The following is a 19,932-nucleotide window of genomic DNA, read 5'->3' as shown; positions in this document are numbered from 1 at the left end:
TTCCCTAAATACTACAATTAAATACAAACGACGTCGGTTTGGCGAGGATAGGATAATGTTTCGGATGGGCCAAGCACCGACCAGAGTACGCCTCTCGAAGTCGCGAAGAAGAATGCCGAGCTTGGTGAGGTTCAAAACAAATACGCCAGTACGAACTATTTAATAGGCACCATGTTTGCCATACATATCCATTTTGCTCGGCCGTGGCCGCTGGCGATTCGGAGTGTATTCTCCAGTGGAGCGATCAAATTCATCCAATGACCGAATAGTCGGGATGAAATCACCCGTCTCTTCCATCCAGTTATCCAATACCTGACGGTATTTTACCAAAACATCCTGATAGTCAGGATTAAGAGCGAGATTGCTCAACTGCAATGGATCGCTTCTAAGGTCATAAAGTTCTTCGGCAGGTCTTGGTGCAATAAATGGAATTTGTTGCAATGGCGTCAGCTCACCTTTTTCATACATCGCCACGCGCTCTTCCCAGATAGGGTCATAAACGGTGTCTGCTGTAGGTGTTGCTGGCAAGTCGGTGTAATTATTGCGTATATAACGATAATCCTTGGATCGCACCGTACGCCCATGATCAGTAAAATCATGCCAGTTCTTTTCAGAAAAAGCATACTCTCTAAATGCTGCTTCTGGAGAATGGAACAGCTCATGGAAGCTCTTTCCCTCAACAGTCTCAGGAATATCAGTTCCTGATAAGTGCAAAATAGTTGGTGCAATATCTATCGCACTCAATAATGCCTCAGATTGTGCACCTTGAGATATTTGATCGGGCCAATAAGCAATGAATGGCGTCTTCATACCGCTATCATACATAGTGGTCTTGTCCCTGGCATAGGGACGACCATTATCAGCCATGACAAGAATAAGCGTATTATCAGCAACACCTTTATCTTCTAATGCTTCTACAACATTTCCAACAAGCATATCAAAACGGGCTATCTCATCATAATAGTCGAGAAAGTTTCGTTTCATCATTTCCGTTTCAGGATAATATACAGGAATACGCAAATCTGCTTCAGTATGTTTATGCGGCAATTCCCCTTCAGGAAACGGCCTATGGGCATCCCATGATGCAAACCACATAAAAAATGGCCTATCTTCAGGTGCCTCTTTGATCAGACGCGGCCAAGTATCACCACCAGATGCATTGTCTGGTGCTGCATAGGCTATTTCATCAACCAAATCGAACCGATCGACAACTTGCGGCCCTAAATGCCATTTACCCGATGCAACTGTCCAATAGCCGTTTTCTTTTAGTTTCTCAGAAAACGTTGTTTGCTCTGCTGGCAATGGCCAATGCAATTCTTCTGCGTCGGTATTGTGGGGATAGCGCCCTGTAATAATGCTCGCCCGTGATGGACTGCATGAACTGGCAGTTAGAAATGCATTATTAAATACCATCCCCTTCTGAGCCATTTTATCTAAATTGGGAGTATGAATACCCGTATGCCCATAGGCACCAATATCATCCCAACTTATGTCATCGGCGATGATCAAAACAAAATTTGGTTTGGATATTTCTTTTTCTGATGTTTCTCTAGGTAAGCGAGGTTCACATGCCGACAGCGTAAGAATACTGAGTGTGAGAATAATACAAAACACTATATCTCGATAAGATAATCCGCGCAGCAACATAACCTCTCCTCCACATCACTATGACACTAGAGGTAAATTGCATACAAAATACATTAATTGCAAGTAATGTTTATGCCCTTGCAAATTCTTCCTACTCCAACTTAAACGCCTCGCCCTGCATGTCCGCGAGTAGATAATCATCCGTGTTGGCGATAGTGTTGAGTTGCCCAAAAGCAAAGGCTGTGCGGTCTATGATAATATCGCGCGGGCGTAGCTCACGGGAAAGCTCTAAGCCCTCCAGCGTGCGGCAACGGGAAAAGGCCACATAAGCCTGACCATGAGCGAACATGCCATTATCAAAATCAATATAGACATTGTCCAGCGTCATGCCTTGGGATTTATGGATTGTGACGGCATACGCTAATCGCAATGGCAATTGCTTGAATGAGCCCACAACTGTCCGGCTAACGGATTTGTTATCTGAATTAAAATCATAGCGATATTTTTCCCAAGCTTGAGGCGCTATGCGATAGGTTTCACCGTCTATTTTCACAAAAACTGAGCTCTCGCCCAACGCTTCAATCGTACCGATAGAACCATTGACCCACCGCCCTTCGGGATCATTCTTTATCAGCATGACGCGTGCGCCGACTTTCAAATCCAAAATCGCATCTGTGGGAAATGAACGTTCGTCAAATTGACCATCACTCGCACATTCATAACTTGTAGGTACGCCCGCAATTTCGTCCAAACGTTGCTGATTGATACGCCATGCCGCTGCATTATTTGGCGTAAGCACGATATGCGTTTCAGACGCTTCAGCCGGAGATCGTGAAGACACGCGCTCTTTTAAAGTTTGCTCTTCTTCAGGTCCAAGGCGACCATTGCGCAAAGCGTTGAGTACATTCAAAAACCGCTCATCTTCCTGACGAAACACATGCTTTAAAGCTGCAAGACGAAATGCACCATCTTTAAAAGCTTGAGACAAGAAAAACCAAGGACCACCATAGCGATCATGCAATATCGGCTCTACTTCACTTTCCACAATAGGCGGCAATTGATGAAGATCACCCGATAGGATAACCCGCACACCACCAAAGGGACGCTTATCATTGCGATTAAGGCGCAACATATCCGACATGGTTTGCAACATATCTGAGCGCACCATCGAAATCTCATCCACGACCAGCGTTTCCATTGTTTTCACTAATCGCTGATTACGCATTTTCTTTACATCCGCCGCATCCAGCAAACGGGGCGGAAACTTAAAGAAGGAGTGTATTGTCTGCCCCCCCGCATTCACAGCCGCCAAACCTGTTGGCGCAAGCACAACTGATTTATCACCCGTCGCACGCAATATGCGTTTTAGCAGAGTCGTCTTACCTGTCCCTGCTCGCCCTGTCAGGAATAAGTTGCGGTTTCCCGTCAACACTTCCTTGAGCAGAGGATCATAGGTCGCGCCCTCGCTATCCTTGTTTGGGGAGACATAAATCACCAAGTTGAGACTTCCTTCAAGCAATTGCGCTGATACAGTAGATTTACAGCCGATACAAAAGCGGAGAGACCTAAATCAGGCCGATTCGCTGCAAATCAATTAGGTACAAAGCATGAATCTATCATCAGAACAAATCAGACGTTACGCCCGTCATATCATGCTGCGCGAAATTGGTGGGCCGGGCCAGCAAAAATTGCTAAAATCAACCGTCGCTATGATCGGTGCGGGTGGTCTAGGTGGCCCTGCAGCTATGTATTTGGCTGCTGCCGGTGTGGGTCATATTCGCTTGATAGATGATGATGATGTTTCTCTATCCAATCTGCAACGACAAATATTATTCTCCACGAATGATATAGGTGCGCCCAAAGTAGAAGCAGGACATTCTCGGCTCACTGCTTTAAATCCTGATTGTACTGTAACGCAGGTGCGCAAACGCCTTTCCCCTGAAAATGCCGCTGAGTGTATTGGCGATGCAGATTATGTGTTGGATGGATCTGATAGCTTTCAAACGCGCTTTGATGTGAATGAGTTTTGCCATCAGAACGCACGCACGCTCGTGTCTGGAGCGGTTGGGCGTTGGGCTGGCCAAGTATCAGTGTTTAAATCTGGTCACACTCAGACGCATGAAAATGCAAACAAGCTCCCCTGCTATCGCTGTTTGACGCCAGAATTGCCAGAGACAGAGGTAAGTTGCGCAGAAATTGGTGTAATCGGCCCACTTACCGGTATTATTGGTGCGCGTATGGCGATGGAAGCAGTCAAAGAGATTACAAACTCAGGCCAATCTATGGCAGGACGTTTGTGGATATATGATGCACTCTCAGGCGATAGCCGCACAATTAAACTACCAGCAGACCCGCAATGCCCGTGCTGTGGTAGGAGTTAAATTTTTACGAAAAGTCTGGTGCACCCAAGAGGAGTCACCAGAAAGAATTAACCCATTTAAAAACAGATAGTTAAAATTTATGATTGGATTTTATATACAGAATTATATACACTATTCCTCTGCCGAAAATGCTAGGAGTTCGCTATATTGCATAGATTTCCTGCCGCTGAGGCACTTCCACTTTCAAGGTTTGGAACAAGTAAACCTCGGTGTTTGTTATCCGGTATTATTCGGAAACTAGTGCAAGTTTACGACTCAAAATCTCAGAGGCGCAGTGGTGCTCTGGATCACTAGGTCTTTGAGTAGGACGAAGTTCATTGAGTGTTTCCACACAGCTGTCACGTGTCTTGAATAACATAGAAACTCTTTCTTTAAGTGCATCCTCCGAGGGCTGTAACCGAATCAAACTCTCAACTATCGGTAGTTCAACCCCGTAATCGAGACCAAATAAAGGATCTGGAGCCATGGATTTAAATAATGGATTCGAAAGAGCCTCTTTGTCTTCATTATGAAGCTTGTTGAGCTCAAAAGTGATATCTTCAGCATTCCAATCTGGATGTACTTTGATCATTTCTATCGTATCAAACAAGAACTTCATGGAAGCGTCTCCGGCTCCGCCAAAAAGTAAAGCAACAAGTTCCAATTGCTCTCCATCCGATAGATGTCCGTATAAATCTGCCTTTCGATTTAATACTTCTGCTCTTTGAGAAGCTTTATCAATCCTGTTAACATGATCAAAAAGAAACCACTTATCAATTCTTGACCATTCATCCAACTCTCTACTCGGTTTCGTCTCAGGCAATAAAACCTGAATATTTTCAATAGGATCAACAATTCTAGCCTCGAAGCTATCCAAAGTCAGAAAATGAGCATTAACCCAACCATACGGGTATGACTCCGTCCCCTGAACAAAGCACCACGTTCCCGAAGATCTTTGCCCTTCTTGCACACTCTTTGCCCACTCACTCAGTGCAATAAACTCCTTAAAATTGAGATTCCAACACCCAGAAATATCTATGTTTTTAGCATTGTAGGATAACGCACTGTATCTGAAATGACCCGACCATGGAATTTCGTGGTGAGGTGCCGCTCTGATAGTTAAAGTATCGTCCGCTTGAACATTAATAACTGACACCTTAAGTGTCGGTGAAGAACGAGAGATTAACCAAGGGTGAGTCCCCCCCCGATCGTCTTCTGAAAGAATAGACAATATATGAAGATCTGCTGGCGGGGCGTTGTCTGGAATTGGAGCATCATGCCACATATAATTGTAATTAGTCGTATCTTCTAAAGTATCCCCAGATCCGCTAACCTGGTCTATAATCTCTTCACTCTGTCCTGCCGTCTCTTGCTGTCTAGCTTCAAACTCAGCCAACATTTTTTGCTGGTTCATTTCATACTCAGCTAACATTTTTTGCTGATTCGTCTCATACTCAGCTACTATTCTTTGCTGATTTGCTTCCATTTCAGCAACAATCCGCTTATGTCTCTCCTCAGCTTCAGCAACGACTTGTTTCTGATAAATTTCCGTCTCTCGCATCACCCTGTTTGTTTGGAGAGTAACGGTATTTTGCACCAAATATGGCCAAACCAAAGGCGATATAACCATCACCAACCAGATAGCTGTTGTTATAAGGGGCAAGGGATAGATAATATACTTTGAGAGAAAAAATTGACTTTCCCGCAACACGGACTTTGGACTGAATATGAACACGGTCATTCCAAGAGTCAGTATAATATCCGTAACCCAGCTACCAAGCATATAGTTGCGTGCATGAAATATTGCCTTCCACAATGGAATGTCTTTAGAATTTGAAACTTCTACGGCATGCCCGAGCGCCAGAACCCTCAATCTATCTGTCCATTCACCCACACCTCCTTCAGCGACTGACTGATAGGCAGTGAAGTATTTGTAAAAAAGCTCAACAAGGAAACCTATGACTAGGGATACCGCAGCCAAAAATAGTATCAGGTATACAGTTTTAGAAAGCAAAAACTTGAGCACCGATATCAGTACGTGCGTTTTTCCATCTAGATATACATCTAAAATACTAACCCCTGTACGGACAATTAAATACAGTGGCAAAACAATCAGACTAAACCATAGAAACGGAGAAAGTGGAGCCCACGTCCACATGGGAAACACCCAGGACCATACCCCTGTGTCAAAGCCATGATAAGAGTGAAAAGTGTAAAGACCTACAACTTGAACAACAAGCAAAGACAAAAACACTTGAATCGGTGGAAGAAAATATTCCTTTTTCACATTGTTTGAAACATTCTCTTCAACAACACTCTGATGCGCATCCGTAGTCATATCATCCATCCCCCGATACAAAATAACAAATTAAACTTTCACCCTCAAACTAAATTGAATCAACCCTGAGGAAAAATCAAAAGCCAGAAATTAAATTTTACTGTGGTAGATTCTGTACACAAATCATCCTAACGTCGGAGCCATACATAGAGGCGTCTGCTTAGGGCATGCTTTTTTAGTTTAAAAGTTATTGGGGCAATGCATGATCACTGGCGAAATTAAAAATGAAGTCGATCAGCTGTGGAACACTTTTTGGACTGGCGGGATTTCCAATCCTCTGTCCGTAATCGAGCAGATCACATACCTTCTCTTCGCTAAACGCATAGATGAACTTCACACTGCAAGAGAAAGCAAAGCCAATATCCTCGGTGGTGAAATTGAGAACCCAATATTCTCCAAAGACCACCAACACTTGCGTTGGTCAAACTTCAAAGACTTTGAACCCGCTAAAATGTTCAAGACCTTTCAAGAAGAAGTCTTTCCTTTTATCAAAGATATGAATGGTGCGGCGGGAAGCTCATATACAAAATTCATGTCTGATGCAGTCTTCATGATACCCAATGCTGCCTTACTTGATAAAGTTGTCGAGAAGATCGACAAAATCCCGATGAAGGATAGAGATACAAAGGGAGATTTGTATGAATACATGCTCTCTAAGATTGCTTCAGCTGGTACTAACGGACAGTTTAGAACCCCGCGTCACATCATTAAGATGATGGTCGAATTAGCTGCCCCCACCCCCAAAGATATAATTGCTGACCCAGCATGTGGTACATGTGGATTCCTCGTGGCGGCTGCGGAATATATAGAAGAAACCTATCCAGACATTTTAGTGAAACCTGATCAAAAACATCATTTCCACAGTAAGATGTTTCATGGATCAGACTTTGACTCTTCCATGCTTCGCATTGGTGCAATGAACATGACGCTTCACGGCATTGAAAATCCAGTAATTGAAAGCCGAGATTCCCTCAGCGAAGTTGATTCAAGTACACGTGAGGCTTACAGTCTTATCCTCGCAAATCCCCCTTTCAAAGGATCACTGGATTACGAAACGACTGCTAAAGATCTGCTAGAAACAACCAAGACAAAGAAGACAGAACTTCTCTTCCTCTCACTTTTTCTCAAACAGCTTGAAAAAGGTGGGCGCTGCGCTGTTATTGTTCCTGATGGCGTGTTGTTTGGCTCATCAAAAGCACACGTAGATATCCGTAAAACGCTTGTAGAAGACCATAAGCTTGATGCTGTTATATCCATGCCCTCTGGGGTGTTTAAGCCCTATGCGGGGGTCTCAACAGCTGTCTTAATGTTCACACGAACAGATAGTGGCGGAACGGGTGAAGTCTTCTTTTACGATATGGAAGCAGACGGATACAGTCTTGATGACAAACGTGCTCCAATAGACGCAAACGACATTCCAGACATCATCACGCAATACAAAGCTTTCAAAGACGACAATTCAAAGTTTGCCGATAAAAAAGCCAAAGCCTTCTCCATTTCCAAAGAAGACTTAGCGACGAACAAATACGACCTCTCTCTCAACCGTTACAAAGAAGTTGAATATGAGGAAGTCGTCTATGACCCGCCGCTTAAGATACTAGATCAATTGGATGCTTTAGAAACAGACATTCAAAGCGACCTAGCTGAGTTAAGAGGAATGCTATGAGTTGGCACACAGTCAAAGCGTCGGAAATAATGCTTAAACGTGGAGGATCAGTAGATCCATCAAAAGCTCCTGAAGAAGTCTTCGACCTATATAGTATCCCCGCATATGATCGAGGAATATTTGATCGACTGCCTGGCGAAAAAATAGGTTCATCAAAATACATAATTCAGCCGGAAGACGTCTTATTGTCTAAAATAATACCACACATTAGGCGTTGCCAAGTCGTCCCTTCAGCATCAAGAAACAGGCAAATAGGATCGAGTGAATGGATTATTTTTCGAAGCAGAATCCACGCCCCTAATTTTCTGCGGCACTATCTAACCTCGGATCCATTTCATACAAAATTTATGAATACCGTTGCAGGAGTTGGTGGCTCTCTGGTTCGGGCAAGACCTGCAGCAGTTGCTGAATTCGATATCCCTGTTCCTCCTTTAGAGGAACAAAGGCGGATTGCGGCGATTTTGGATAAGGCGGATGCGATCCGTCGTAAGAGAGAGCAAGTCATCACCCTCACAGACGACCTCCTACGCTCCACCTTCCTCGACATGTTTGGCGATCCGGTTACCAATCCAAAGGGGTGGGAGACTATTCTTCTTGAAGAAATTGCAGAAATTAGGTCAGGAATTACTAAAGGACGCAAAACAAAACAAAAGGACCTTCATCCTGTCCCTTATATGAGAGTTGCAAATGTCCAAGACGGCTACCTATCCCTAACTGAGATAACTACGATCGACATTACGTTAGAAGAAAAAGCACGATATCTGTTAGAACGAGGCGATATTCTTCTCACAGAAGGCGGGGATCCTGATAAACTCGGTCGAGGTACTGTCTGGAACAATGAAATCTCTACCTGTATTCATCAAAACCACATCTTTAGCGTCAGAATTAACAAAAATTCAGCTTATATGCCCGAATATCTCAGCGCCCTAATAGGAAGCCAGTATGGGAAACGTTATTTTTTACGTGCCGGGAAGCAAACTACTGGAATTGCAACTATCAACAAAACACAATTGAAGAATTTTCCAGTTCATTGCCCTCCTCTTTCTTTACAGAAAGAATACTCGAACTTCATCTTGAAACATAAATCACTGAAAAAAAGCCTCCAACTTCAATTAGTTCATCAAGATATGCTCTTTAAAACCCTTAGCCAACGTGCATTCAGAGGTGAGTTAACCGCCAAAGATTTGGAGGCAGCATAGTCTGAGTAGAATATGGGTATGGGTATGGGGAATTTTACATTTTTATCAGGTAATTGGACGTTTCTTTTAGAGGACGCAAAATCAGCTGAAAAGTATGCAAACAACGATCCACGAGCGGCGGCTCTTTATGCTCGCCGGACTTTGGAAATTTGTCTGAAGTGGATCTACAAAAATGATAGCTCTTTGAAAGCACCTTACAAGGTCACGCTATCAACCATGATTCACGAGAGATCATTTCGAGGACAGCTTCCTTATGGCTTGTTCAATGATTTGCGGTTTATCCAAAAGCTAGGAAACCTAGCCGCCCATGATGATCAAAACCTTTCAGCACAAGAATCTATGAACGCTGTTACAGGTTTGCATCAATTCCTAACTTGGGTAGTCCGCATGTACTCCCAAGACGTAGTTGAAACACCCACACCTTTCCAACAAAATCTCATCCCAAAATCAGATGCTGAAAAGCACTCAAACGTCATTGCTATGTTCAAAGCCAAAGATATGGCAGAACAAAAAGCAAAGGAGAAACTGACCCAAACCGAAGCTGAACTTTCTGCCCTAAAAGCTGAACTGGAAAAGCTTCAAAAAATAAAAACTAAGAATAAAAAGTCGATTGGTTCTGACGAGTATTCTGAAAGTCAAACTCGTGAGCTCATGATCGACGTTATGCTCAGGGAAGCTGGCTGGGATCCCAAAGCTGAAAATGTAGAAGAGTATGAGGTTACAGGCATGCCTACGTCCTCAGGGGAGCGCACAGGACGAGGAAAAGTCGATTATGTGCTTTGGGGTAGCAATGGTAAGCCCGTTGCTCTCGTGGAAGCTAAGAAAACGAAAGTTGATCCAGAAGCTGGGAAACGCCAAGCGGAACTTTATGCAGATTGCTTAGAGCAACAATTTGGGCAGCGTCCCGTGATCTATTACTCAAATGGATACACCACAAAAATATGGGATGATATCTTTTATCCTCCGCGTGAAGTAAATGGGTTTGCTACACAAGATGAGTTGCAGTGGAAGATCAAACAACGCCCTGCCCGTCAAACAGACTTAAGAACGATCCAACACAACCCTGATATTGCGGGACGCAAATACCAAGTTGAAGCCGCCGCCCGTGTGATGGATGCTTTCGGAGAACAACGTAAACGCAAAGCTCTGATTGTAATGGCAACGGGTACAGGCAAAACCCGCCTATCCATTTCGATCGTAGATATGATGATGCGAGCAGGTTGGATAAGAAAGGTGCTATTCTTAGCAGACAGAGTTTCATTAGTGAAACAGGCTAAGAAGAACTTCAACAAAATCTTACAAGACTACAATGTGGCTAGTCTTCTTGAAAAAAGTAAGAATGAAGATCCCACCAATGCACGGGTTATCTTCTCCACATACCCTACTATGATGAACCTCATAGATGGTAGCAAAAAGGGTGAAAACAAAGAGAGCTTCAGTGTCGGACACTTTGATCTAATTTTTGTCGATGAAGCGCACAGGTCAGTCTATCAAAAATATGGAGCAATCTTTGATTATTTCGATAGCTTTCTAGTTGGACTGACAGCCACTCCCAAAGTGGATATCGATCGCAACACTTATAAACTTTTCGAACTTGAAGATAAATTACCGACTTTCGCCTACGATCTGGATGAAGCAGTAGCAGACGGATTCTTAGTCCCTCCCAAAGCTTTATCAATTCCCTTCCGCTTCATGAGGGAAGGCGTGAAATATAATGACCTTTCCCCCGAGGAACAGGAAGAATACGAAGCTCAAGAAGAGTTCTATGATGATGAAACAGGTGAACTTGTTGAAGAGATAAGTTCGACGGCACTCAATCAATGGCTTTTCAACGCAAATACAGTAGATAAAGCCCTCGCTTATCTAATAGAACACGGAATCAAGGTTGAAGGTGGCGACAGACTTGGAAAAACCATTATCTTCGCAAAGAACAACAAGCATGCTCAATTCATCGTTGATAGGTTTGATGCACAATATCCTAAACTCGCTGGCAAGTTTTGTCAGAAGATTGATTATACAACAAAGTATGCTCAAAGCCTTATTGAAGACTTTGAAGGCAAGGACAAAAATCCACATATAGCTGTGTCTGTTGATATGATGGATACAGGAATTGATGTTCCAGAAGTAGTGAACTTAGTTTTCTTCAAAATTGTTAAATCCAAAACTAAGTTCTGGCAAATGGTCGGACGAGGAACTCGCTTATGTGAAGACTTGTTTTTCCCTGGTGTAGACAAGAAAGAGTTCCTCATCTTCGACCTCTGTCAAAACTTAGAGTTCTTCGATGCGAACCCTGAAGGGTTTGAGAGTAAAACTCAGGACTCATTGAAGCAGAAGATCTTTAATAACCGTCTAGAATTAATTTCTGGACTTACTGAGAGGGATATTGAACCAGAGCTTACAAATGACCTTAAAAACCAATTGAACGACTGCGTAAAGCTCTTAAACGTTGATAACTTCATAGTAAGAAAGCATAGAAAGGACGTCGAACATTTCAAAAACCGAAGCAATTGGAATTCAATCTCAAAGTCAGATGAAAAAACGCTCGTTAATGTTTTAAGTGGTCTCCCCTACACTGATAATGACGAAGAATATGCGAGACGTTTGGATTTATTAATTTTGAACCTTCAGCTAGCGATTCTTAAGAAAAATAGTACCCAAGCCAAGTACATCTTAAACATCAGAAAGATTGCCTCTGATCTAGAGATGAAAGACGCAATTCCCCTCGTTAATGCTGAGATTGAGTTGATTAAATCAATACAACAAGATGAATGGTGGAAAGAAGTATCTTATCAGCGTTTGGAAAATACTCGTCTTCGGCTACGTGACTTGATAAAATTTATCGATAATTCAAGCAGATTACCATTAGTGTTCACAGACTTTCAGGATAAGATTACGGGAGTAGTTAGAGAAGTTGATTTTGTAAAACCTAGTCCCGATTTCATTGACTATCGCAAACAAGTTCAGACCTTCATCAATAACAATCGTGACCATATTACAATCCGTCGTTTGCAGAACAATTCCCCCCTCACACAGACAGATATTTCAGCACTGGAAGACATTCTTTTTAGTGAAGATGGTCCAATTTCTCGTGAGAAATACGAAGAACTATTTGATGGTAAACCTCTAGGTATACTTGTTAGATCAGTCGTTGGCTTGAACAAAACTGCTGCAACAAAAGCGTTTGAAGGTTTTCTCAATAAAGCCTCCCTTATGCCTGACCAAATAACATTCCTAAATCAGATTATAAGATACCTAACTCAGAATGGTGTGATGGAACCTAAAGTAATGTTCGAGACACCCTTCACAAACATTGATGAACAGGGCTTATCAGGACTTTTCAGTGATGAAGATAGCTTAAAAGTTGTAAAACTCATCAGCGCTATCAATGAAAATGCAGTAAAACGAATAGATGAAAACTCTAACTAACATGGCCTTCGGCAAAGTCTCCATAAAGTTGACTTTATGTACAAATTTCGAACCTCACATGTGTCAGCGCTTTTGATGTTATTTACTTTATTAAGTATTCAAAAAATTCGCATAACAAACACTGGATGTTGATTTTACACCCAGTCAAAAACATACTATTTTTGATCATAAGTCACCTTGAGACTGGCTCACCGGCGACGCTAACAAATGAACCTACTCAGGTAGGTTCCTGTCATACATTCTCAGTAAGTCGGTAAGAGGGTGCTTAACGGAATAACTAAGGTTATCTCCATCATGATCTAAGCAAACAATCTCGGGCGAAAATCCACGGGCGTTCAGTAGTTTAATCAAACTCTCGTGTATTGACGGCCATTGTTGTTGAAACTTTATTAGTTCGTCTGGCGAGAAACTCATCAGAATATGATAGTGAGGGTTAACCCGAAAGTATCGTTTGTCTTTTGTTTCCAACCTACAAAAGTAACCAAATTTACTTTCATCCTGCAATTTGTGATGTCGAGCTCCGTACAATAGCCTATCTATTCTATTGAAGACCTCTATGTGAAGACGATCAAAATCCTCTCCGCGGCGCTCCAATAAGCGCTCAGGAGCAATATCAACCTTGTACTCAAACAATTTGATCGTAAGGAAGATATTTGGTCTTAAAGCCATTAGTCTTTGAGTATACATCCTTCTCAATGCAAACTCACACTCTTTTGGATAATATCCTGTATCTAACATTTGCACACTCCTAATGTAGAGCTTGCGAATTAGAGACAGAACAGCGTCGAGCCTCTTCAAATTCCTTTATTTCACTAAGACGAAACCGTTTGGAATTTTTATTTAAGACAATTGGCTTTGGAAATTCTGGGTTTTCCTTGATCCAACGATAGTATGTTGATCGGTTTATATTAAATCGCTGGCAAACTTCGTTAATTGTGATTAGTTTATCGTCCATACATTTCTCCTAAATACCAAGTGAAATGCCTCACATCATCATGAGACGTTAGTATTTAGGGTTGGGCGACCCCTGAAATTCTCCAAATAGGGGAATATGGCATAAAACTATGAATATATCTCAAAAATACCTTAATTCCACCACAAAAATACAACCAAAGATAGTTTTTACTAAAAATAAACCACCATAAATATTGTTTTTGTTATGCTCTGCAGACGTAATCTGACCATTCTTGCATCAATTCACGTCTCTTTTCCAAAGCATCACTCTTGATGTAAGCTCCCTCCACCTCACCAAAAACTTTATGTGCCATACACATTTCAGCTATAACTCGGTCATGTCCGTTATCCAATGCCCATGTACGGAAGGACGATCGAAAACCATGAGGAACGACAGTCAGTCCTCGGTCAACTCTCATATATTTACTGAATATATTTTCGGATACTACTTTTGTACCTCTTGAGTTTGGAAAGACTAATCCGTTTCTTATAAGAGGTTTTAACTCATCTAAAATTTCTAAACTTTGTACAGAGAGTGGCATAACAAACGGCTTATTAGACTTCATCATTGCAGCGGGAATTCTCCACAATCCATTTTCTATTTGTTCTAATTTTAAATGACGAACAGGGTTAGTTCTTGCACCAACATTCAGAATTAAAAAGCGTAGCCCCAGATGAGTATGGTTGCTATTTGTCAAAGATGCATAAAAATCAGGCACGTCCTTCCACGCCATACTCGGCAAGTGTTCTTCTTTTTTGGGTTGAGGACCGAGTATGTGTTTTGCTTTTCGAATAATATCGACATCCACGTCGAACCCCAAACTTTCAGAATACTCAAGACAGATTTTTAATCGGCCAATAGCTTTCTTAGCAGTCACAGGCTTACTTTTCCATATAGACTGAAGGACGTCATTAATATCATGTTGAGTTAGTTCCTCAACGCTCTTATCTCCAAGGGTTGGCAAAACATGATTAGTCAGTTGAGATACCCACTCCCCATTCCTGCCCTTTTCCTGCAAAGTCGCTTTCTTAGATTCAAATGTTCTATACACGACATTCTTCAACAACTTCGCATCTACACCTACACTCAATGTTGTGCGTTGTTTTGCCTTGATATCTACTGGGTTTCTGCCAGCAGCGACCTCGCTTGCCCATACATCACGGAGCTTTCTAGCATCTTGTAAAGAAATGTCAGGATACGAACCCAATCCTATGACTTTAGGTTTCTTCATATAGTTATACCGATAGATCCACTGCTTACTATTTTGATGATTGATTCGGATATAAAGCCCAGCACCATCACCATGAGTTCCATCCTTCAAGGCTTTAATTTTTCGATCTGTTAGCTTATTTCTTGCAACCATGTGTACATAAAATCCCCAATATATACAAAATTATGTACATATTAGCACGAGATATAGTGAGACACCATGCATCACGCTAAGACAAAAATACCTTATATAATAGGGAAATACAGCAAATATTGAAACACTGTAGAATACGGTGAAACAGGAGAGTGGCGCACCCAAGAGGATTCGAACCTCTGACCTCTGCCTTCGGAGGGCAGCGCTCTATCCAGCTGAGCTATGGGTGCAGTCACGCTGGTTTGTTTGGCATTTAATGCGCCAAGAATCAACACATCCTTGCGTTCAAAACATTGAATAAAAAATCGATCTATTCAACGCTAAACGCAAGGAGGAATTGTTTAATGCAAAAACTTAAGCTGTCGTATCTGCGAAAGCTTCAGCGGAATTGCGAACCATAGTTAGAATTGATTGACGCAATTTTGGGTCTGGAATTGATTGGAATGCAACGACTAAATCCACAGCATCCGCATCAATAAGGCCTGTTAGCGCCTGATCTTTATCATTCTCAGCGAATGTGCGGTTCATCGCTTCGTCCATTTCTTCAACACCCATGAAGAAATATGTAATCGTCGTATCCAGAACACGAGACATTTCAAACAGACGACCTGCTGAAATACGGTTTACACCTTTTTCGTATTTTTGGATTTGCTGGAAAGTTAGACCAAGAAGTTCCCCTAGTTTCTCTTGACTAAAGTTCAACTCACGTCGACGCCAACGTACACGTCTTCCGACATGCTTATCTATAGTATTTGGTAACTTATTTTCAGACATCCATCACACTTTTTAAAAACGCCGTCCCCAAAACAGCGTGAAAGAAACATAGGGAAAACCCTAGCTCGAACCCCATTTTCCATCGTATGTAGACGAGAATGTCAACCTAAAGTCTCAATTTCTTGGCAAACTAATCCAACCCACAAGTAGAATAGATAGCATAAAAATCAAAAACAACTCACGGTATCTACTGTATAAAGTAGGTAAAAGTGCAGTAGGAATATGAGCGTCCAGTATTCGCGCTTTCCAACCTTTTGGATCTTCTGGATATTTATCAAAATCTGGAGAAGTGGCCAAAGCTGTCACACGTCCATACCCATCCACAAGACCTGAAACGCCTCGAGACGCTACACGCGCCATAGGCAAACCTTCCTCAATTGCGCGATATTTTGCATGTTCAAAATGCTGTGCAGGAGCCCATAATGGGCCAAACCATGCATCAATTGATATATTCACGATCCAATCAGCCCTCTCAAAAGACATATCTTTTGCAACACCAGAGAGGTCTTTTTCTTGATCTCGTTTTGGTAGCAGCCCCGGGAAGAGGGCTTCATAACAGATAAGAGGTTGAAAATCTGGTACGCCTTCGACCGATACCGGAGCAGGCTTGGGTCCAGCATAAAAACCAGCTTCCGCGATTTGCTGTAACGCCCCAATTCCCAAGCGTGCGGCAATTTTGCGAAATGGCACCATTTCGCCAAAAGGCACTAAACGGTGCTTATAATAAACCGCTTCAGCGACCATACTTTCCTGAGATAAAACGGCGAGCGCATTAAACCATCTCTCAGGATGGAACTGGCGATTCACAAAACTTGTACCCACAATCAAACGGCGTGCACCAAGGTTTTCTGACACAGGGTCGAGCGCATCCGGATATTGCAATAATGCGTAGGGCAATGCGCCTTCAGGCCAAATGACTATGCGCGGATTCTTCCCCGTATCAGGCTCAGTGAGTTGCAAATATCGACGCAATACGAGCTGTCGCACCTCGGGCTTAAACTTCTCACTCTGAGGAACGCCTACATCGACGAGACGCACCATAGGGCCAAGCGCCCCATCCTCTGCATCAGCAATGCGGTGTGAGCCCCATCCCCATGCCGCACCAAAGAGGAGAGCAGCGATAATAGCAGGCATTGCACGCCCTACTCCGCCCATTTTCGTGCCAACTTGTGTACGCCCATCGCACAGCGCGGCAGGTGCGCAGAAAAGGACGATTGTAATAACACTCAGACCCCACACACCAAATAATGACGCGGTTTGAGATACCGCCCCACCAGGTGCCCACACCATGGCTGGGATATTCCACGGAAATCCACCAAATAAATGCCCCCTCGTCCATTCAGCGGCGAAAATCGTAAATGCAAATAACATTACCCGCGCAGGACCAGGACACCAAAAATTGAATGCAACTCGTACAATCACAGCCCAAATAAAAGCGAGGCCAAGCGGGAGCAACAAGGAGAGCCACACCAAAGCAGCATGCGCTTTAGGGTCCACAAGAAATGCAAACGCAACCCAGTGAAACCCCACACCAAACTGACCAAACGCAAAGGCTAACGTCCGCCAGAAGGCAGCAGATCGAGCATTGGGTTGTCGTGTCGCCCCATCCAATAGCCACACAAAACTGACGAGACTTATCATCATCATCGGCCAGAAGTTTAATGGCGCAAAAGAGAGATTCGATAAAGCTCCTAGAACCAAACACGCAATAAGGGCTTTTGTGCCGCTCAACGCATTTAGAAAATTATATGGGATTGACAAAAAATTCCCGTTCGGCGCGAGTCGAACATCTACCGGCACAAACTTCTCGAACATGTATATTCCCCGATTGAGCCTTAGCTCACCGCTTTTTCTATTTCATTGTTAGATGTAGTGTTAACAATGGAATGGTCGCTACCGCAACGTATCTTTAATTTCTTGATACGTCTTGGATCAGCTTCCATCACTTCAAATACAACATTAGCAGGATGCTGAACAATTTCGCCTCTCTGGGGAACTCGTCCCGCAAGCGCAAACACTAAGCCGCCCAATGTATCTATCTCATCCTCATAATCGGGCAAAGCGAGAGATAATTGCGATTCTTGCTCAAAATCCTCAATATCGGCGCGTGCGGAAGCTTCCCAAATTCCAGGAGAACGCAGATGAAAACGTGCTTCTTCTTCATCGTGCTCGTCTTCAATATTTCCAACAATTTGCTCAACAAGGTCTTCAAGCGAGACAAGTCCATCCGTCCCACCATATTCATCAACAACCAATGCAAGATGAATGCGGGAAGTTTGCATTTTAAATAGAAGGTCCGGCAGACGCATAGATGCTGGCACGAAAAGAATATCCCGCTTTATTTTCAAAAGCAGTTTCTCATTCGCCATTTTGTCGATGCCGTCACCATTGGATAATTCCGCGACAAGGTCTTTAAGGTGAACCAGCCCAATAGGATCGTCCAATGCTTCGCGGTAAATGGGCATGCGCGAATGCGCTTCCTCTGTGAATATTTTCAGAAGATCTTCAACATTCGTATCAACATCAACAGCGATAATTTCAACGCGCGGTATCATCACATCAGAAACAGTCGCAGTTTCAAACTCTGCGATACGCAAGCGCATTTCAGAAGGCGTTGGTGTAGGTGAGCTCACCACTTCTTCACCATTTTCAGGTGTGCCTTCTCCATTCTCATTTGAGAATAGTCCAAATATTTTTGAGAAAAGACCGCCGTTATTACGACTATCTTCCTCGCTACTCGATTCATCATCGGGCATGGCTATGCCGCATCTCCATATGGGTCTGGTAATCCAAGCGGCGCAAGAATCTGTGCCTCCAACCCTTCCATTAGTTTCGCATCCTCAGCAGACATGTGGTCATATCCTAAAAGATGCAAGAAGCCGTGAACCAAAAGATGCATGATATGCAGCTCAAAGTCACGCCCAAGTTTATCTGCGTCCGCTTTTGCCACACCTAAGCCTAGCGCAATATCACCTAGAAATGTTTGCATTCCCGGCATATCCGCGCTGTCAGATGGAAAAGACAACACATCCGTGGGCTTATCCTTGTGGCGCCATTTAGCGTTCAGCGATTGCATCTCACTATTGTCTGTTAGCAAGACTTCCACCAATCCGCTTACTCCAACGGCACCAGCCGTTGCCTCCAGAGCGCGCTCAATAATTGCTTCAAATTCTGGCAGAACTGTTTTCCAACCATCGTCTTCAACACGTGTATCAATGGAAAGTACGATCGGCACATCAACCATCGCGCTTCATCTCGTCTTTATCATATGCAGTCACGATGCGTGCCACCAAATCATGTCGCACAATATCATCCGCCGTCAGAGCCGTCTGTGCGACCCCTGACACTCCGTTCAAAATGCGCATACCGTGAGCTAAACCCGAGGGTGACTTATCGGGCAAATCTGTTTGTGATGGGTCACCCGTTACAACCATACGTGAACCGCGCCCCAAGCGCGTCAACACCATCTTCATTTGCGGAATTGATGCATTCTGCGCTTCATCAATAATAACAAACGCATTCTTCAAGGTACGTCCACGCATGAAAGCTAGCGGCGCGACTTCAATTTCTTTACGCAATTTACGGCGTTCAACCTCTTGCGCACCAAGCAATTCGTTCAACGCATCCCAAATTGGAAGCATATAAGGGTCAACTTTGTCTTCCAAATCTCCCGGAAGAAATCCTAGCTTCTCACCCGCCTCTACCGCCGGACGCGCCACGATGAGGCGCTCGCGCTTTCCAGATTTAAGTTCAGATGCACCCACAGCCACAGCAAGAAAAGTTTTCCCCGTTCCCGCAGGACCCGTTCCAAATACCAAGCCAGCTTCTTCGTCACGCAAAGTTTGGATATAAGCGCGCTGGCCCGGTGTTTGCGGAGTAATCGGTTTGTTTAATCCAAAGATCACATCGCCCGACACAGCACCCGCTGTGGGAGCATCATCGCGAACAAGGCGAATAACACCTTCAAGTTCAAAAGCTGACGGCTCAGCTCCGGCTTCCACACGGTCAGAAAAAGCTATCAAAGCTTGCTCCGCTAAAGCAGGCCCTTTTCCTTCGCCATCAATACGAATTTCTCCGCCTTGACTTTCAACTTTCAAGTCAAACTCTGTAAGTTGCAATTCTAAAACTTGAAGATTGCGATGCCCCGGACCACACAGATCACGTAGGCGTTTACTGTCCTCCAACGCAAAAGTGCGCGTTGTACGATTAGCTGTTTTAGACCTATTTTTAGACGCTGGTTTCTTAGTGCTCAAACTTGGATCTC

Annotated in this window: 14 protein-coding genes and 1 tRNA gene; 4 read left to right on the top strand and 11 right to left on the bottom strand. The window is 43.4% G+C overall.

Features of this window, described 5'->3' with window-relative positions:
* Nucleotides 1-159: 159 nt before the first annotated feature.
* Complete coding sequence (locus ACFQS8_RS12415; protein WP_382167837.1) at nucleotides 160-1,647, bottom strand: sulfatase family protein; 1,488 nt, start codon at nucleotides 1,645-1,647, stop codon at nucleotides 160-162.
* Nucleotides 1,648-1,738: 91 nt separating this feature from the next.
* Nucleotides 1,739-3,085 (bottom strand): ATP-dependent DNA helicase, encoded by a 1,347-nt coding sequence (locus tag ACFQS8_RS12410; protein ID WP_382167835.1) that lies wholly within the window; start codon nucleotides 3,083-3,085, stop codon nucleotides 1,739-1,741.
* 109 nt (nucleotides 3,086-3,194) lie between these two features.
* On the opposite strand from ACFQS8_RS12410, the gene ACFQS8_RS12405 reads away from it, so the two are divergent.
* Nucleotides 3,195-3,968, top strand: a complete 774-nt coding sequence (locus ACFQS8_RS12405; RefSeq protein WP_382167834.1) for a HesA/MoeB/ThiF family protein — start codon at nucleotides 3,195-3,197, stop codon at nucleotides 3,966-3,968.
* 226 nt (nucleotides 3,969-4,194) lie between these two features.
* On the opposite strand, the gene ACFQS8_RS12400 is transcribed toward ACFQS8_RS12405, so the two are convergent.
* Entirely contained in the window at nucleotides 4,195-6,285 is a 2,091-nt protein-coding gene (locus ACFQS8_RS12400; RefSeq protein WP_382167832.1) for a hypothetical protein, read from the bottom strand.
* Between the two features lie 202 nt (nucleotides 6,286-6,487).
* On the opposite strand from ACFQS8_RS12400, the gene ACFQS8_RS12395 reads away from it, so the two are divergent.
* The 3 genes from ACFQS8_RS12395 to ACFQS8_RS12385 are packed head-to-tail and all read left to right on the top strand — an operon-like array spanning nucleotide 6,488 to nucleotide 12,576.
* Entirely contained in the window at nucleotides 6,488-7,951 is a 1,464-nt protein-coding gene (locus tag ACFQS8_RS12395) for a type I restriction-modification system subunit M (protein WP_382167830.1), read from the top strand.
* A complete protein-coding gene (locus ACFQS8_RS12390) occupies nucleotides 7,948-9,150 on the top strand; it encodes a restriction endonuclease subunit S (protein ID WP_382167828.1) in 1,203 nt (400 codons plus the stop codon). The genes ACFQS8_RS12395 and ACFQS8_RS12390 overlap by 4 nt, the downstream gene beginning before the upstream one ends.
* Nucleotides 9,151-9,174: 24 nt before the next feature.
* Nucleotides 9,175-12,576 carry a DEAD/DEAH box helicase family protein gene (locus tag ACFQS8_RS12385; RefSeq protein ID WP_382167826.1) on the top strand — a complete coding sequence of 1,134 codons (3,402 nt, stop codon included), beginning with the start codon at nucleotides 9,175-9,177 and terminating at the stop codon, nucleotides 12,574-12,576.
* A 748-nt stretch (nucleotides 12,577-13,324) separates the two neighbouring features.
* Here the strand turns inward: ACFQS8_RS12385 and ACFQS8_RS12380 are convergent.
* From ACFQS8_RS12380 to ACFQS8_RS12345, 8 genes are all read right to left on the bottom strand, one after another.
* Nucleotides 13,325-13,531 carry a helix-turn-helix transcriptional regulator gene (locus tag ACFQS8_RS12380; RefSeq protein WP_382167824.1) on the bottom strand — a complete coding sequence of 69 codons (207 nt, stop codon included), beginning with the start codon at nucleotides 13,529-13,531 and terminating at the stop codon, nucleotides 13,325-13,327.
* A gap of 202 nt (nucleotides 13,532-13,733) precedes the next feature.
* Nucleotides 13,734-14,894 (bottom strand): tyrosine-type recombinase/integrase, encoded by a 1,161-nt coding sequence (locus tag ACFQS8_RS12375; RefSeq protein ID WP_382167823.1) that lies wholly within the window; start codon nucleotides 14,892-14,894, stop codon nucleotides 13,734-13,736.
* A gap of 153 nt (nucleotides 14,895-15,047) precedes the next feature.
* A tRNA-Arg gene (locus tag ACFQS8_RS12370) sits at nucleotides 15,048-15,124 on the bottom strand.
* A gap of 124 nt (nucleotides 15,125-15,248) precedes the next feature.
* A complete protein-coding gene (locus tag ACFQS8_RS12365) occupies nucleotides 15,249-15,668 on the bottom strand; it encodes a helix-turn-helix domain-containing protein (protein WP_382167821.1) in 420 nt (139 codons plus the stop codon).
* 114 nt (nucleotides 15,669-15,782) lie between these two features.
* Nucleotides 15,783-17,483 (bottom strand): apolipoprotein N-acyltransferase, encoded by a 1,701-nt coding sequence (lnt, locus tag ACFQS8_RS12360; RefSeq protein WP_382167819.1) that lies wholly within the window; start codon nucleotides 17,481-17,483, stop codon nucleotides 15,783-15,785.
* A 20-nt stretch (nucleotides 17,484-17,503) separates the two neighbouring features.
* On the bottom strand, nucleotides 17,504-18,424 hold the full coding sequence (locus tag ACFQS8_RS12355) for a hemolysin family protein (protein ID WP_382167817.1): 921 nt from the start codon (nucleotides 18,422-18,424) through the stop codon (nucleotides 17,504-17,506).
* A gap of 2 nt (nucleotides 18,425-18,426) precedes the next feature.
* Nucleotides 18,427-18,912 carry an rRNA maturation RNase YbeY gene (gene ybeY / locus ACFQS8_RS12350; RefSeq protein WP_382167815.1) on the bottom strand — a complete coding sequence of 162 codons (486 nt, stop codon included), beginning with the start codon at nucleotides 18,910-18,912 and terminating at the stop codon, nucleotides 18,427-18,429.
* Nucleotides 18,905-19,921, bottom strand: coding sequence for a PhoH family protein (locus tag ACFQS8_RS12345; protein WP_382167814.1), 1,017 nt, complete (start codon nucleotides 19,919-19,921; stop codon nucleotides 18,905-18,907). Before ACFQS8_RS12345 ends, ybeY begins: the two co-directional genes overlap by 8 nt.
* Between the last annotated feature and the right edge of the window lie 11 nt (nucleotides 19,922-19,932).

Origin of the sequence: Hirschia litorea (assembly GCF_042665075.1) — a bacterium.
GTDB lineage: Bacteria > Pseudomonadota > Alphaproteobacteria > Caulobacterales > Hyphomonadaceae > Hirschia > Hirschia litorea.
The sequence above is the reverse complement of the archived record's forward strand: the minus strand, read 5'-3'. Positions and strand labels throughout refer to the sequence as shown.